This window comes from Micrococcus sp. iso_26 (genome assembly GCF_056172975.1).
In genome coordinates this window covers 1,294,176-1,309,395 of sequence record NZ_CM149652.1, presented here as the reverse complement: position 1 = coordinate 1,309,395, position 15,220 = coordinate 1,294,176, and the positions used below count along the sequence as shown (strand labels likewise).

The window sequence follows — 15,220 nt, the reverse complement described above, 5'->3', positions numbered from 1 at the left end:
GGACGACGGCGCCCCGCGCGTCCCGCAGGCCCGGTCACCTCTCGGAGGTGACCGGGCCTGCGGCGTCCCCCGGGCCCGCCGCCGGGGATCGGCGCCGCGCCCGGTAAGGTGGGGCCGGAATCCCTGCCGTCCGAAGGAGGCCCCCGCCATGCTCCGCTCGCTGCTGCTCGTCGGCGCCGGCGCCGCATCCGGCTGGTTCGCACACCGCGCCCTCGGCGACCGTGCCCACCCGGCCACCGACGCGACCGACGCGCCGACGTCTGACCCTGGCTCCGCGGGGGGGCGCGCGGGGTTCTCCGCCCGCCTGGACCCGGAGCGTCTGGCCCGCCAGGCCGGTGAGGCCGCCGCCGACGCCGCGGCGGCCGCCCTGCAGGACGGTGCCCGGCGCCTGGCCGAGCGCGTCCGCGCCGAGGCCCCCTGGGCCGCGCCCTACCTGCCCCACACGGGGCCGATCATCTCCGGGGAGACCGTGGAGCCGCCGTCGCACGGCGCCGCCCGCCCCCAGACCACCACCACGCAGAAGGACACCCCCGCATGAAGTCCCAGGAGATCGCCCGCCGCTGGACCGCCTTCTTTGAGTCCAGGGGGCACCGCGTGGTGCCGTCGGCGTCGCTCGTCTCGCCGGATCCGTCGCTGCTGTTCACGGTGGCCGGCATGGTCCCGTTCATCCCGTACTTCCTGGGGGAGCAGACCCCGCCGAGCCCGCGCGTCGTCTCGGTGCAGAAGTGCATCCGCACCGCGGACATCGAGGAGGTCGGCAAGACCGTCCGCCACGGCACCTTCTTCCAGATGTGCGGCAACTTCTCCTTCGGCGACTACTTCAAGGAGACGGCCATCCCGATGGCCTGGGAGCTGCTGACGTCCTCGGTCGAGGACGGCGGCTTCGGCCTGGACCCCGAGCGCCTCTGGGTCACCGTGTACCGCGAGGACGACGAGGCCGAGCGCATCTGGCGCGAGGACGTGGGCGTCCGTCCCGAGCGCATCCAGCGCATGGGCAAGGACGACAACTACTGGAACACCGGCCAGCCCGGCCCGGGCGGCCCCTGCTCGGAGATCTTCTACGACCGCGGCCCCGCGTACGGCGTCGACGGCGGCCCGGCCGCGGACGACACCCGCTACATCGAGATCTGGAACCTCGTGTTCATGCAGTACCGCCTCTCCGCGGTGCGCTCGAAGGACGACTTCGACATCGCCGGCGAGCTCGAGCACAAGAACATCGACACCGGTCTCGGCCTCGAGCGGCTCGCCATGATCCTCCAGGGTGTGGAGAACATGTACGAGACGGACCAGGTCCGCCCCGTGCTCGACCGCGCCGCGCAGCTGGCCGGCCGCTCCTACACCTCCACCGAGGACCCGGCCGACCCGCACTACGACGACGACGTCCGCCTGCGCATGGTGGCCGACCACGTGCGCTCGGCCCTGATGCTGATCAGCGACGGCGTGCGCCCCGGCAACGAGGGCCGCGGCTACGTGCTGCGCCGCCTCATCCGCCGCGTCGTCCGCGCCCTGCGCCTGATGGGCGTCACCGAGCCCGTTTTCCCTGAGCTGCTGCCGGTCTCCCGGGACGCGATGAAGGGCACCTACCCGGTGGTCGCGGACGAGTTCGAGCGCATCTCCCGGATCGCCTACGCCGAGGAGAAGGCGTTCCTGCGGACCATCGCCGCGGGCACGGCCCGCCTCGACGCCGCGGTGGGCCAGGCCCGCTCGGCGGGCGGCGGCATCGCGGGCCCGGACGCGTTCGAGCTGCACGACACCTACGGCTTCCCGATCGAGCTGACGCTGGAGATCGCGGAGGAGGCCGGCGTCGCCGTGGACGAGGCCGGGTTCCGCGCCCTCATGGCCGAGCAGCGCGACCGCGCCCGCGCGGACGCCAAGGCCAAGAAGGCCGGCCACACGGACACCGCCGTGTACCAGCGCCTGCGCGCCGAGGGCCAGACCCACTTCACCGGCTACACCGAGCACACCACCGAGTCCGTGGTGCGCGGCCTGCTGCAGAACGGCGAGGAGGTCGCGTCCGCCGGCGCCGGCACGGAGCTCGAGCTCGTCCTGGACGCCACGCCGTTCTACGCGGAGTCCGGCGGCCAGGCCGCGGACACCGGCCTGATCACCGGCGACGGCTTCCGCCTCGAGGTGCTCGACGTGCAGGCCCCCGTGAAGGGGCTGTCCGTGCACAGGGTCAAGGTCCTCGACGGGGAGGTCGCCGCCGGCGCGCAGGCCCTCGGCGCGATCGACCTGCAGCGCCGCCTCGACGGCGAGAAGGCCCACTCCGGCACCCACCTGGTGCACGCCGCGCTGCACCAGGTCCTCGGCCCCGAGGCCACGCAGTCCGGCTCCTTCAACAAGGAGGGCTACCTGCGCTTCGACTTCCGCTGGGCCGAGGCGCTCTCGGCCGGGGCCCGCTCCGAGGTCGAGGACGTGGTGAACATCGCCATCCGCGACGACCACGCCGTGCTCACCCAGGAGATGAGCCTCGAGGAGGCGCGCGCACTTGGTGCGATGAGCCTGTTCGGCGAGAAGTACGGCGACCGGGTGCGCGTCGTGGAGATCGACGGTGCCTGGTCCCGCGAGCTGTGCGGCGGCACCCACGTGGGCCGCACCGCGCAGATCGGCTCGCTGACCCTGCTCGGCGAGCAGTCCGTGGGCTCGGGCAACCGCCGCGTCGAGGCGCTCGTCGGCCTGGACTCGTTCCGCCACCTCGCCGCGGAGCGCACCCTCGTCTCCGAGCTCTCGGAGATGTTCAAGGCCCCGGCCGAGGAGCTCAAGGACCGCATCGGCGCCACCCTGGACCGGCTCAAGGCGGCCGAGAAGCAGGTCGCGGAGCTGCGGGCCCAGGCGCTGCAGGCCCAGGCCGGCCAGCTCGCCGGGCAGGCCCAGGACGTCACGACGTCCGCCGGGACGTCGGTGCGGGTGCTGGCGCACCACGTCGGCGACGTGGCCGGGGACCAGCTGCGTTCCCTCGTGCTGGACCTGCGCGCCCGGATCGAGTCGGCCGGCGGCAACGCGGCGGGCACGCCTGTGCTCGTGGCCCTCACGGCCGAGGCCAAGGGCCGGCCCCTCGTGGTCGTGGCGACCAACGAGGCCGCCCGCGCGGCCGGCCTCAAGGCGGGCGCCATGGTCAAGACCGCCACCGGCGTGCTCGGCGGCGGGGGCGGAGGCAAGGACGACGTCGCCCAGGGCGGCGGCCAGGACGTCACGCGCGTCGAGGACGCGCTCGAGGCCGTCGTCGCCGCGGTGCGCGCGGCCTGAGGCGGACGTGAGCGCAGGTCAGGACGGGGCCGCCGTGGCGAGCGACGCCGTGCGCCGGGGGCGCACCCTCGGCGTCGACGTCGGCCGTGCCCGCGTGGGCGTCGCGTCGGCCGACCCCGACGGCCTGATCGCCACCCCCGTGGCCACCCTGCGGCGGGATGCGCGTCGACGTCGTGACGTGGACGAGCTCGTCGCCCACGCACGCGAGCTCGACGTCGTCGCCGTGTACGTCGGTCTGCCGGTGAATCTGCGGGGCGAGCACACGCCGTCCACGCAGGACGCCCTCGACTACGCGGACGCCGTCGCCGCCGCCCTGGTCGAGGCGGGCCAGCCTGTGCCGGTCCGGCTCGTCGACGAGCGGCTCAGCACGGTCTCCGCGCAGGCCGGACTGCGGGCCGCGGGCCGGTCCGTCAAGGACAGCCGCGGCGTGATCGACCAGGCGGCCGCCGTCGCGATCCTGCAGGCCGCCGTGGACGAGCAGCGCCGCACCGGACGCTGGGCCGGCCAGGACCGGGAGCGGATCCGGTGACCGGCGACCGCCAGCACGCTCGGCGTGAGGACCAGTGGGACGATCTGCTCGGCGACGAGGCCGACGTCCACGACGACCTCGACGTGTTCGGCTTCGCCCACGGCGAGGCGGACGAGGCCGATCTCGGCGCCCCGTCCCAGCCGGTCGACGCGGCCGGCCCACGCCGGCCTCGCAGGTTCCTGCGTCGCCGGGGCTCCGGGTCTCACCCGGCCCCGCGGGTCGACCGCGGCGCCGACCGGCGGCGGACCGCGCTGGTGCTGGGCACGGTGCTCGTGGCGTTCGCCGTCGTGGTCGGGCTGATCGTGCGCGGCTTCCTGAGCGGCCCCGACCACACGGCCGTCGAGGGTGACGAGGTGACGTTCTCGGTGGGGCCGGGCGAGGACCTGGGCTCCGTGGCGGCCCGCCTGGACCGGGCCGGCATCGTGGCCTCCGCCCGTGCGTTCGAGCGCGCTGCCCGGGACACGGACAGCGGTCTCGTGCGGTCGGGGGACTTCGTGCTGCGCGAGCGGATGCCCGCGGCCGAGGCCCTCGCGGTGCTCCAGGGCGCCACGGACGGGGCCGTGCACTACGTGCTCGTGGAGCGCGGCCGGCGGCTCACCGAGGTGCTGGACGCCGTCGCCGAGGCCACGGGGCTGCCCCGCGAGGAGCTCGAGGCCGCCGCCCAGGACCCGACCCGCTACGGCGTCCCCGGGGAGGCGGGCACGCTCGAGGGCTGGCTCGACGCGGGGGAGTACCGCCTCCCCGTCGACGCCACCGCCGAGCAGGTGCTCGACGCCCTGATCCGGCCCACCCTCGCCGAGCTCGACGCCCTCGACATCCGCGACCCGGCCGACCAGCAGCGCGTGCTCACGATCGCCTCCATCCTCGAGGCGGAGGCCCTGCCCCAGGACTACCGGCAGGTCGCCGGCGCCATCGAGAACCGCCTCGCCCCGGACAACACCGAGACGCACGGCCTCCTGCAGATCGACGCCACCGTCACGTACGGCCTCGGCGTGCGCAGCCTCAGCTTCACCTCGGGCCAGCGCCAGGACGCCTCGAACCCCTACAACACGTACGTGCACCCGGGCCTGCCACCGGGTCCGATCGGCATGCCCTCCGACGCGGCCGTCGAGGCCGCCCTCGACCCGGCCGAGACGGACGCCTACTACTGGGTGACCACGGACATCGGCACCGGCCACACCGAGTTCTCCCGCACCTATGAGGAGCACCAGCAGCACGTGCGCACCCTGCAGCGCTACTGCGCCTCCAATCCGGGGGTGTGCTGATGCGCCCCGTGCTGCGCGCGGCGGTCCTGGGCCGGCCGATCGCCCACTCGCTCTCCCCGGTGCTGCACACGGCCGCCTACCGGGTCCTGGGCCTCGACGTCGACTACGGCCGCCGTGACCTGGGCGAGGACGAGGTGCTCGCCTTCGCGGCCGAGCACCTCGGCGCCCCGGGCGCGGCCGACGGCGGCGCGGCCGCGGCCCGCGGGCAGGACTGGCTCGGCTGCTCCGTCACCATGCCGCTGAAGCGGGCGGTCGTCGCCGCCGCCGGGCACGTCAGCGACCGTGTCCGGCTCCTGGGCAGCGCGAACACCCTCGTGCGCGACCACCCCTCCGCGCCCGGGGTCGTCCACGCCGAGAACACGGACGTGGACGGCATCCTCGGCGCCCTCGCCGCGGCCGGCCTCGACCGTGCCGCCCGGGGCGGGACCCTCGGCGTCCTCGGGAACGGGGGGACCGCGACGGCGGCCGTCCTCGCCGCCGCCACGCTCGGCGCGGACGCGGTGCTCTTCGGCGTCCGCGACGCCGCCCGCGCCGCCGAGGTGACGGCCCTGGCCGACGCGCTCGGGCTGCGCTGGGCGACCCTGACCCAGGCGGATCTGCTCCGGCGGGCGCCGGGGCTGCGTGCCGTCGTCGCCACCCTGCCGCCGCGCGCCGCGGACGCCCTGGCCGCACACGTGCCGGCCGACGCCGCCCTGCCGCCCCTGCTGGACGCGGCCTACGACCCGTGGCCTTCCGTGCTGGCGTCCGCCTGGTCCCGGGAGGTCGGTCCGGTGGCGTCCGGGCTGTCCATGCTGCTGCACCAGGGCATCCAGCAGGTCCGGCTGTTCACGGCCCGGCCCCGCGCCGCGGCCGGGATGCCCGAGCCGGACTGGGCGGCGGTGACGCGCGCCGCGGCGGACGCCCTGGGGCCGGCCGCCGGCTGAGTGCCGGACGCCGCACCCGGCGCGTCCCGTCCGGTCACACGTGGCGGCGCGGTGCCCCGTGCGTGAGAGACTGCACGCCATGGTGCGCTGGTTGACAGCGGGGGAGTCTCACGGCCCCGCGCTCACAGGAATCGTTGAGGGACTGCCGGCCGGGATCCCGGTCACGACGCAGGACGTGCAGGACGCGCTCGCGCGCCGCCGCCTGGGGTACGGGCGCGGCGCGCGCATGAAGTTCGAGCAGGACGCGGTGACGATCCTCGGCGGCGTCCGCCACGGCCGCACCCTCGGCTCGCCCGTGGCGATCCAGGTGGGCAACACGGAATGGCCCAAGTGGGAGAAGGTGATGGCCGCCGATCCCGTCCCCGCGGAGGAGCTCGACGGTCTGGCCCGCAACGCGGCGCTCACCCGCCCACGGCCCGGCCACGCCGACCTGACCGGCATGCAGAAGTACGGCTTCGACGAGGCCCGCCCCCTCCTCGAGCGCGCCTCGGCCCGTGAGACCGCCGCCCGTGTGGCCCTGGGCACCGTCGCCCGCGCCTTCCTCGGCGAGCTCGGCGTGCGGATCGTCTCCCACACCGTGGCCTTCGGGGAGGCCGCCCTGCCGGAGGGCCACCCGTTCCCCGTCCCCGAGGACGAGGCCCGCCTCGACGCCGACCCGGTCCGCTGCCTCGACCCGCAGACCTCCGCGGCGATGGTCGCCGAGGTCGACGACGCCCACCGCGCCGGGGAGACCCTCGGCGGCGTCGTGGAGGTGCTGGCGTACGGCGTGCCGATCGGCCTGGGCTCCCACGTGCACTGGGACCGCCGCCTCGACGCGCGGCTGGCGGGGGCGCTCATGGGCATCCAGGCGATCAAGGGCGTGCAGGTCGGCGACGGGTTCGCCACGGCCGCCCGACGCGGCTCCGCCGCCCACGACGGGATCGCCCGCGGCGCGGACGGCCGCCCCCGGCGCACGAGCGACCGGGCCGGCGGCATCGAGGCCGGCATGTCGACGGGCGAGCTGCTGCGCGTGAGCGCCGCGATGAAGCCGATCGCCACGGTGCCGCGCGCACTGCCCACGGTCGACGTCGCCACGGGCGCGGAGACCACGGCCCACCATCAGCGCTCCGACGTGGCGGCCGTGCCCGCCGCGGGCATCGTCGCCGAGGCCATGGTCGCCCTCGTCCTGGCCGACGCGATGCTCGAGAAGTTCGGCGGCGACTCCGTGGCCGAGACGCGCCGCAACCTCGAGGCGTTCCAGGCCGCGGTCCCCGCCTTGCCGGAGCCGGGCGCCGACGTCGTGGCGGACGGCCCGATGGGCGACCCCCTGCCGTGACCGACACCCCCGGGACCGCGCCGGCCCCGGGACCGGACCCGAGCACGCGTCCCGTCCCCGGGCCCGTCACTGTGTGCCCGTGGGAGGGCATGACCGGTGCCCTCGAGGCGCGCCTGACGGCCGCGGCCACGGTGGCCGCCGCGGCCGACGAGGACCCGGCCGCGCGCCCGGCCCGCCGGGTCGTCCTCGTCGGCCCGATGGGGGCCGGGAAGACGACGGTCGGCCGGGCCCTGGCCGCCGTGACCGGGCTGCCCTTCGTGGACTCCGACGAGCTGTTCATCCAGGTGCACGGCCCGATCCCGGAGTTCTTCGCCGAGCACGGCGAGGCCGCGTTCCGGGCGGAGGAGGCGCGCGTCATCGGCCATGTGCTCGGCCGACCCGCCCCGTGCGTCCTCTCGTGCGGCGGCGGCGCCGTCCTGCATCCGGGCACCCGCCGCGCGCTGGCCGGGCCGGACTCCGACGTCGTCTACCTCGCGGTCGGAGAGGAGGAGGCGCTGCGCCGCGTGGGCGGCGGCGCGGGCCGCCCCGTCCTGGCCGGAGACCCCGCCGGGACCTGGCGGCGCATCCTCGCCGAACGCGAGGGGCTGTACCGCGAGGTCGCCGACCTCGTGCTCGACACCACAGGCCTGACGGCCGCCGAGGCGGCCTGGCGTATCGTGGGGGACGCCCACCGCCCCCGAAGGAGTGAGTCACACCCATGACCGACCGTGAGCCGGACATCACCGAGCAGGAGACCCCGGGGGCGGCGCCCGCGGCCGCTCCGGCCGCACCCGAGGACGTGACGGTCATCCCCGTGGCCGGCGGCCACGAGGCGGCCGTGCACGGCGGCTACGACGTGGTGGTGGGCCGGGGCCTGCTCGCGCGCCTGCCGGACATGCTCGGCCCGACCGTCCGACGCGTGCTGGTCATCCATCCGCGCGCCCTCCGGGCCACCGGCGACGTCGTCAAGAACGACCTCGAGGCCGTGGGCCTGACCGCACTGACCGCCGAGATCCCGGACGCCGAGGAGGGCAAGCACCTGCAGGTGGCCGGGTTCTGCTGGCAGGTGCTCGGCCAGAACGACTTCACCCGGTCGGACGCGATCGTCTCCGTGGGCGGCGGCGCCGTGTCCGACCTGGCCGGCTTCGTGGCGGCCACGTGGCTGCGCGGCATCCGCGTCGTGCACATGCCCACCACCCTGCTGGGCATGGTGGACGCGGCGGTGGGCGGCAAGACCGGCATCAACACCGCCGAGGGCAAGAACCTGGTGGGGGCGTTCCACAATCCGGCCGGCGTGCTGGCCGACCTGGACACGCTGCTCACCCTGCCGGCCAACGAGCTGATCTCCGGCCTGGCCGAGGTCGTGAAGTGCGGCTTCATCGCCGACCCCGCGATCCTCGACCTCATCGAGGAGGACCCGGCCCAGGCCCAGAACCCGCACTCCGCGCGGCTGCGCGAGCTGATCGAGCGCTCGATCCGGGTGAAGGCGGACGTCGTCTCCCGCGACCCCCGCGAGTCGGGGGCCCGCGAGGCGCTGAACTACGGCCACACGATGGGCCACGCGATCGAGCTCGCCGAGCGCTACCAGTGGCGCCACGGCGCCGCGGTGTCCGTGGGGCTGGTCTTCGCTGCCGAGCTGGCCCGCTCCCTCGGCCGGCTCGACGACGCCACCGCGGACCGGCACTGGTCGGTGCTGACGGCCCTGGGCCTGCCCGTCTCCTACCGCGGGGACCGGTGGCAGACCCTGCTCGAGGGCATCCGCCGGGACAAGAAGAACCGCGGCGACCAGCTGCGCTTCGTCCTGCTGGACGGGCTCGCGCAGCCCACCACCGTGGACATCCCGGACGCGTCCCTGCTCTTCGCGGCGTACCAGGAGATCGCGGAGTGAGCCGCCGCTGACCCCGGCCCCGCGCGGGGCCTCCCGTAGACTGGCCCGCGCACATCCAAGACCCCACCCACTCCAGGCGGACCCGTGACGGTCCGCGAGACCGATCGGGAGCACACACGTGGCAACGAGCAACGACATCAAGAACGGCGCCGTCCTGAAGCTGGAGGGCCAGCTCTGGAACGTCACCGAGTTCCAGCACGTCAAGCCGGGCAAGGGCGGCGCGTTCGTCCGCACCAAGATGAAGAACATCACCACGGGCAAGGTCGTGGACAAGACCTTCAACGCCGGCGCCAAGGTCGAGTTCGCCACCGTCGACCGCTCCGACTACCAGTACCTCTACCAGGACGGCGCGGACTACGTGTTCATGGACGTCAAGGACTACGACCAGATCACCGTGCCCGGGGCCGTGGTCGGCGACGCCGCGAAGTACATGCTCGAGAACACCCAGGTCGTCATCGCCCTGCACGAGGGCACGCCGCTGTACCTCGAGATGCCGGCGTCCGTGGTCCTGGAGATCACCTACACCGAGCCGGGCCTGCAGGGGGACCGCTCGTCCGCCGGCACCAAGCCCGCCACCGTGGAGACCGGCGCCGAGATCCAGGTGCCGCTCTTCGTGGAGCAGGGCACCCGCGTCAAGGTCGACACCCGCACCGGCGACTACCTCGGCCGCGTCAATGACTGAGCGGGCCTCCGCCGGCTCCGCTGCCAAGCGGGGGACCACGGCGCGCAGCCGCTCCCGGCAGCGTGCGGTGGAGATCCTGTTCGAGGCCGAGCAGCGCGGCTCCACCGCGCTGGAGGGCATCCGCACCCGACGCGAGAGCACCGACCTGCAGGTGAACGCCTACACCCAGCGGCTCGTGGAAGGCGTCATCGCGGACCAGGAGCGGCTCGACGAGGCCCTGAGCTCCTACTCCCGCGGCTGGTCCCTGGACCGCATGCCCGCCGTCGACCGGGCGATCCTGCGCGTGGGGGCCTGGGAGCTGCTGTTCCAGGACGACGTGCCGGACGCCGTCGCCATCTCCGAGGCCGTCGCCCTGGCCGCCCAGCTGTCCACGGACGACTCGCCCGAGTTCGTCAACGGTCTGCTCGGCCGCCTGCAGCAGGTCAAGTCGACACTGCTCGCCTGAGCCGCCGAGAGCTCCGTCACGAGGCCCGTCCCGCACCGCGTCATCCGCGCCGTGGGGCGGGCCTCGCTGGTAGAGTAGGCGACGTCCCGCACGGGGGCCCACCGGCGCCCGGGGACGAACCACGCATCCTTTAAGAGCCGTCCTGTGAGGCGGGGAAGGAGGCGCCGGCATGGGAACTGATCCCGCCGCACCTCGTGCTGCCCGGACCGTGCTGTCCGCGTCCGAGATCGACCGGGCGCTGACCCGGATCGCCCACGAGATCCTCGAGTCCAACAAGGGTGCCGAGGGTCTCGTCCTGATGGGGATCCCGCGCCGCGGGGCGCCCCTGGCCCGGCGGCTCGGCGCCCTGCTGGCCCGCATCGAGCCGGCCTTCGACCCCACCGCCGCCGTCGGCGAGGTGGACGTGACGCTCTACCGCGACGACCTCCGCCGCGGCACGGCCCGCACCCCGATGCCCACCCGCCTGCCCGAGGTCCCCCTCGACGGCGCCGTCGTCGTGCTTGTGGACGACGTCCTCTTCTCCGGCCGCACCGTCCGGGCCGCCCTCGACGCGATCGCCGACCTGGGCCGCCCCGCCGCCGTGCGCCTGGCCGTCCTCGTGGACCGCGGGCACCGCGAGCTGCCCGTCCGGGCCGACTTCGTGGGCAAGAACCTGCCGACCTCCACCGCCGAGCGCGTTCAGGTCCGGCTCATGGAGGTCGACGGCCCCGAGGGCACCGGCGAGGTCACCGAGGACGCCGTGAGCATCGTCGACCGCGTCGCGACCCGGGAGGGCTGAGCCGTGCGCCACCTGCTGTCCACCGCCGACCTCTCCCGCGCCGACGCCCTCGCCGTCCTCGACACCGCCGAGGAGATGGCCGCCGTCAACCAGCGCGAGGTCAAGAAGCTGCCCGCCCTGCGCGGCCGCACCGTGGTGAACCTCTTCCTCGAGGACTCCACCCGCACCCGCATCTCCTTCGAGGCCGCCGCCAAGCGGCTCTCCGCGGACGTGATCAACTTCTCCGCGAAGGGATCGTCCGTCTCCAAGGGGGAGTCGCTCAAGGACACCGTCCAGACGCTCGAGGCCATCGGCGCGGACGCCATCGTGATGCGCCACTGGTCCTCGGGCGCGGCCCGCCAGCTGGCCGACTCCGGCTGGGTGCGCTCCGCCGTCGTGAACGCCGGCGACGGCACCCACGAGCACCCCACCCAGGCCCTCCTGGACGCCTTCACCCTGCGCCGGCGCCTCGCCGCGGCGACGGGAGAGGACCTGGTCGGCCAGGACCTGACCGGCATGCGCGTGGTGATCGTGGGGGACATCCTGCACTCGCGCGTGGCCCGGTCCAACGTGTGGCTGCTCAGCACGCTGGGCGCCCAGGTCACCCTGGCCGCCCCGCCCACCCTGCTGCCCGTCGGCGTGGCCGCGTGGCCGTGCCAGGTCACCTACTCGCTGGACGAGGCCCTCGACGCCGGCCCCGACGCCGTCATGATGCTCCGCGTCCAGGCCGAGCGGATGGGCGGCGCCTTCTTCCCGTCCGCGGGGGAGTACACCCGGACCTGGGGGCTGACCGACGACCGCTTCGCCCGCCTCACCGCCGGCCGCGGCGCCCTGCTCGACGAGCCCGTGGTCATGCACCCCGGCCCGATGAACCGCGGCCTGGAGATCAGCCCGGCGGCGGCGGACTCGCCCCGCAACACCGCCCTCGAGCAGGTCGCCAACGGCGTGTCCGTCCGCATGGCGGTCCTGCACCTCGTCCTCAACCACGACCAGGAGGTCCGCCCGTGAGCGCCCCCAGCCCCGCCCCCCTGCTGCTGCGCAGCGCGCGCCTGACCACGGGCGAGACCGCCGACGTGCTCGTCGCCGAGGGCCGGATCGCCGCCCTCGGCCCGGACGCCGCGACCCACGCCGCCGGCCTCGACCCGGCCCCCGAGGAGGTCGACTGCGCCGGCCTGGTGCTGCTGCCCGGGCTCGTCGACCTGCACACCCATCTGCGCCAGCCCGGCAAGGAGGACGCGGAGACGGTCGAGACCGGCACCCGCGCCGCCGCGATGGGCGGCTTCACCTCGGTCCACGCGATGGCCAACTCGACGCCGACGGCCGACACCGCCGGCGTGGTGGAGCAGGTGTGGCGGCTGGGCCGGGACGCGGGCTGGTGCGATGTGCACCCCGTGGGCGCGGTGACCGTGGGCCTGGCCGGCGAGGCCCTGGCCGACCTCGGCGCGATGGCCGACTCGCAGGCCCGCGTGCGGATGTTCTCCGACGACGGCATGTGCGTCCACGACGCCGTGCTGATGCGCCGGGCGCTCGAGTACGTGAAGTCCTTCGGCGGCTTCGTGGCCCAGCACGCGCAGGAGCCGAACCTCACCGCCGGCGCCCAGATGAACGAGTCCGAGCTCTCCGGCGTTCTCGGCCTGGCCGGCTGGCCCGCCGTGGCGGAGGAGGCCGTCATCGCCCGTGACGTGCTGCTGGCCCAGCACGTGGACTCCCGCCTGCACGTGTGCCACGTCTCCACGGCCGGCTCCGTCGAGCTGATCCGCTGGGCCAAGGCCCAGGGCGTGGCCGTGACCGCCGAGGTCACCCCGCACCACCTGCTGCTCACGGAGGAGCTCGTCCGATCCTACGACCCCGTGTTCAAGGTCAACCCGCCGCTGCGCCGCGAGTCCGACGTCCTGGCCCTGCGCGCCGGCCTGGCCGACGGCACCATCGACACCGTGGGCACCGACCACGCCCCGCACACCGCCGAGACCAAGCAGTGCGAGTGGACGGTCGCGGCGATGGGCATGACGGGCCTCGAGACCGCCCTGTCCGTGGTGCAGCAGGCGATGGTGGACACCGGCCTGATGGACTGGGCGGGCGTCGCCCGCGTGATGTCCACGGCGCCGGCCCGGATCGCCGGCCTGACCGACCAGGGCCAGGCCGACGAGCGCGGCGTCCCGCGCGTCGGCGCCGTGGCCAACCTCGTGCTCGTGGACCCGCGGGCCCGCCGCACCGTGGACCCCGAGCAGCACCTGACGAAGTCCCGCAACAGCCCGTACCGGGGCATGGAGCTGCCGGGCGCGGTGCGCCACACGGTCTATCGCGGCGCCCGCGTCGTCGCCGACGGCGCCCCCGCCCGGCCGTACCGCCACCCGGCCCTGACGGAGACGGGGGAGCGCGCGTGAGCATCACCCCCCTGGCCGCCGCCCTGGCGGCCCGACCCGTCCCCCCGCGGACCCCGACGAAGGACTACGCGGACGTGTGGCTGCCGGTGACCCTGGGCACCCTGGCCGTCGTCCTCGTGCTGCTCGGCCTGCTGGCCCTCGGGTGGCGGGCCCGCCGCCGGGCGCAGGCCGGGATCCCGGCCCCGGCCCCCGTGCCGACGGCCCTCTACGACGCCGAGCCGACGCTGTCCGCGGAGGGCATGCACGTGGGCACGGTGCGCGGCGAGGACCGACTGGACCGCGTGGCGGTGCACGGCCTGGGCCTGCGCTCGCGCGCCGTCCTCGAGGTCCACGACGCCGGCGCCCACCGCGGCCTGCTCGTGCTCCGCCCCGGGGCCGCCAACCTGTTCATCCCCGCGGACGACCTCGTCGAGGCCGGCCTGTCCGCGGGGATCGCCGGCAAGTTCGTCGAGCCGGGCGGGCTCGTCGCCTGGGGCTGGCGCCTCGGCGACGTCGAACTCACCTCCGCCTTCCGCCCCGACCGCCCCGAGGACCGCGACCGGCTCCTCGCCGCCCTGCAGACCATCATCGACCCCGCCCCGGCCGACCCGGCCGGCCGCGCAGGAGAAGGAGACCCCCGATGAGCACCCCCACCGACGACCTGGCCCTGCTCGTCCTCGAGGACGGCACCGTCCACCGCGGCCGGGCCTACGGCGCCCGCGGCCGCACCCTGGGCGAGGCCGTGTTCACCACGGGCATGACCGGCTACCAGGAGACCCTCACCGACCCGTCCTACGCGGGGCAGATCATCGTGCAGACCTCCCCGCACATCGGCAACACCGGGGTCAACGACGCCGACCGCGAGTCGCGGGCGATCTTCGCCGCCGGCTACGTGGTCCGCGACGCGGCCCGGCGTCCGTCCAACTGGCGCGCCGAGCGCACCCTCGACGAGGAGCTCGAGACGTTCGGCGTCGTCGGGATCCGCGAGGTCGACACCCGGGCCATCACCCGCCGCCTGCGCACCGAGGGCTCGATGCGCGCCGGCGTGTTCTCCGGCGAGCACGCCGCCCGCCCGGAGGCCGAGCTGCTGGCGGAGGTGCGCGCCCAGCCGTCGATGGCCGGCGCCCGCCTCGCGGAGTCCGTCACCACGGAGCAGCCGTACGTCATCGAGCCGGCCGAGCACGGCTGGGAGGGCGAGCCGATCGCCGAGATCGCCGCCCTCGACCTCGGCATCAAGGCCGCCACGCCGCGGCACCTGGCCTCCCGCGGCATCCGCGTGCACGTGCTGCCCGCGGCCACGGACCTGGCCGGCATCCGCGCCGTGGACCCGGACGGCGTCTTCCTGTCCAACGGCCCCGGCGACCCGGCCACGGCAGACGCCCAGGTGGAGCTGCTGCGCGAGGTCCTCGACGCCGGCCTGCCGTTCTTCGGCATCTGCTTCGGCAACCAGATCTTCGGCCGCGCGCTCGGCTTCGACACCTACAAGCTGAAGTTCGGCCACCGCGGCCCGAACCAGCCGGTGCTGGACAAGGCCACGGGCCGCGTGGCCATCACCTCCCAGAACCACGGCTTCGCCGTGGACGCCCCCCTCGGCGAGCCGATCGAGGCGCCGGAGTCGCGCTTCGGCCGCGTCGAGGTCTCCCACTGGTCCCTGAACGACCAGGTCGTCGAGGGCCTGCGCCTGCTCGACCGGCCCGCCTTCTCCGTGCAGTTCCACCCGGAGTCCGCGGCCGGCCCCAACGACACCCTCGACCTGTTCGACCGCTTCGTGCAGCTGCTCACCGAGCACCGCGCCGCCACCACCCCCGCCACCGAAGGAGCCTGATCC

General features: G+C 75.1%; 15 protein-coding genes. All 15 read left to right on the top strand.

Annotated elements, in window-relative coordinates; translation table 11 throughout:
* Nucleotides 1–148: 148 nt before the first annotated feature.
* The 15 genes from AC0VX0_RS06035 to carA all read left to right on the top strand — a co-directional run bounded on the left by AC0VX0_RS06035 (nucleotide 149) and on the right by carA (nucleotide 15,217).
* The gene (locus AC0VX0_RS06035) at nucleotides 149–538 is read left to right on the top strand and encodes a hypothetical protein (protein ID WP_020621562.1); all 390 of its coding nucleotides are present in this window, start codon (nucleotides 149–151) and stop codon (nucleotides 536–538) included.
* On the top strand, nucleotides 535–3,246 hold the full coding sequence (gene alaS / locus AC0VX0_RS06030; RefSeq protein WP_377635854.1) for an alanine--tRNA ligase: 2,712 nt from the start codon (nucleotides 535–537) through the stop codon (nucleotides 3,244–3,246). Before AC0VX0_RS06035 ends, alaS begins: the two co-directional genes overlap by 4 nt.
* Nucleotides 3,247–3,253: 7 nt before the next feature.
* Nucleotides 3,254–3,775 carry a Holliday junction resolvase RuvX gene (gene ruvX, locus AC0VX0_RS06025; RefSeq protein WP_051995205.1) on the top strand — a complete coding sequence of 174 codons (522 nt, stop codon included), beginning with the start codon at nucleotides 3,254–3,256 and terminating at the stop codon, nucleotides 3,773–3,775.
* A complete protein-coding gene (locus tag AC0VX0_RS06020) occupies nucleotides 3,772–5,040 on the top strand; it encodes an endolytic transglycosylase MltG (RefSeq protein ID WP_136939976.1) in 1,269 nt (422 codons plus the stop codon). Before ruvX ends, AC0VX0_RS06020 begins: the two co-directional genes overlap by 4 nt.
* The gene (locus AC0VX0_RS06015) at nucleotides 5,040–5,963 is read left to right on the top strand and encodes a shikimate dehydrogenase family protein (RefSeq protein ID WP_036313793.1); all 924 of its coding nucleotides are present in this window, start codon (nucleotides 5,040–5,042) and stop codon (nucleotides 5,961–5,963) included. Before AC0VX0_RS06020 ends, AC0VX0_RS06015 begins: the two co-directional genes overlap by 1 nt.
* 79 nt (nucleotides 5,964–6,042) lie before the next feature.
* The gene (gene aroC / locus AC0VX0_RS06010; RefSeq protein ID WP_036313697.1) at nucleotides 6,043–7,278 is read left to right on the top strand and encodes a chorismate synthase; all 1,236 of its coding nucleotides are present in this window, start codon (nucleotides 6,043–6,045) and stop codon (nucleotides 7,276–7,278) included.
* A gap of 89 nt (nucleotides 7,279–7,367) precedes the next feature.
* Nucleotides 7,368–7,979 carry a shikimate kinase gene (locus AC0VX0_RS06005; RefSeq protein ID WP_235187725.1) on the top strand — a complete coding sequence of 204 codons (612 nt, stop codon included), beginning with the start codon at nucleotides 7,368–7,370 and terminating at the stop codon, nucleotides 7,977–7,979.
* Nucleotides 7,976–9,145, top strand: coding sequence for a 3-dehydroquinate synthase (aroB, locus tag AC0VX0_RS06000; RefSeq protein ID WP_036313703.1), 1,170 nt, complete (start codon nucleotides 7,976–7,978; stop codon nucleotides 9,143–9,145). Before AC0VX0_RS06005 ends, aroB begins: the two co-directional genes overlap by 4 nt.
* 118 nt (nucleotides 9,146–9,263) lie before the next feature.
* Nucleotides 9,264–9,827, top strand: a complete 564-nt coding sequence (gene efp, locus AC0VX0_RS05995) for an elongation factor P (protein ID WP_002857030.1) — start codon at nucleotides 9,264–9,266, stop codon at nucleotides 9,825–9,827.
* A complete protein-coding gene (gene nusB / locus AC0VX0_RS05990; RefSeq protein WP_136939977.1) occupies nucleotides 9,820–10,272 on the top strand; it encodes a transcription antitermination factor NusB in 453 nt (150 codons plus the stop codon). Before efp ends, nusB begins: the two co-directional genes overlap by 8 nt.
* Before the next feature lie 169 nt (nucleotides 10,273–10,441).
* Nucleotides 10,442–11,050 carry a bifunctional pyr operon transcriptional regulator/uracil phosphoribosyltransferase PyrR gene (pyrR, locus tag AC0VX0_RS05985; RefSeq protein WP_087114165.1) on the top strand — a complete coding sequence of 203 codons (609 nt, stop codon included), beginning with the start codon at nucleotides 10,442–10,444 and terminating at the stop codon, nucleotides 11,048–11,050.
* 3 nt (nucleotides 11,051–11,053) lie between these two features.
* Nucleotides 11,054–12,037 carry an aspartate carbamoyltransferase catalytic subunit gene (locus AC0VX0_RS05980; RefSeq protein WP_036380943.1) on the top strand — a complete coding sequence of 328 codons (984 nt, stop codon included), beginning with the start codon at nucleotides 11,054–11,056 and terminating at the stop codon, nucleotides 12,035–12,037.
* Nucleotides 12,034–13,413, top strand: a complete 1,380-nt coding sequence (locus tag AC0VX0_RS05975) for a dihydroorotase (RefSeq protein WP_101966028.1) — start codon at nucleotides 12,034–12,036, stop codon at nucleotides 13,411–13,413. The genes AC0VX0_RS05980 and AC0VX0_RS05975 overlap by 4 nt, the downstream gene beginning before the upstream one ends.
* Nucleotides 13,410–14,036, top strand: a complete 627-nt coding sequence (locus AC0VX0_RS05970) for a PH-like domain-containing protein (RefSeq protein WP_036380937.1) — start codon at nucleotides 13,410–13,412, stop codon at nucleotides 14,034–14,036. The genes AC0VX0_RS05975 and AC0VX0_RS05970 overlap by 4 nt, the downstream gene beginning before the upstream one ends.
* Complete coding sequence (carA, locus tag AC0VX0_RS05965) at nucleotides 14,033–15,217, top strand: glutamine-hydrolyzing carbamoyl-phosphate synthase small subunit (RefSeq protein ID WP_036313720.1); 1,185 nt, start codon at nucleotides 14,033–14,035, stop codon at nucleotides 15,215–15,217. The genes AC0VX0_RS05970 and carA overlap by 4 nt, the downstream gene beginning before the upstream one ends.
* Nucleotides 15,218–15,220 lie beyond the last annotated feature (3 nt).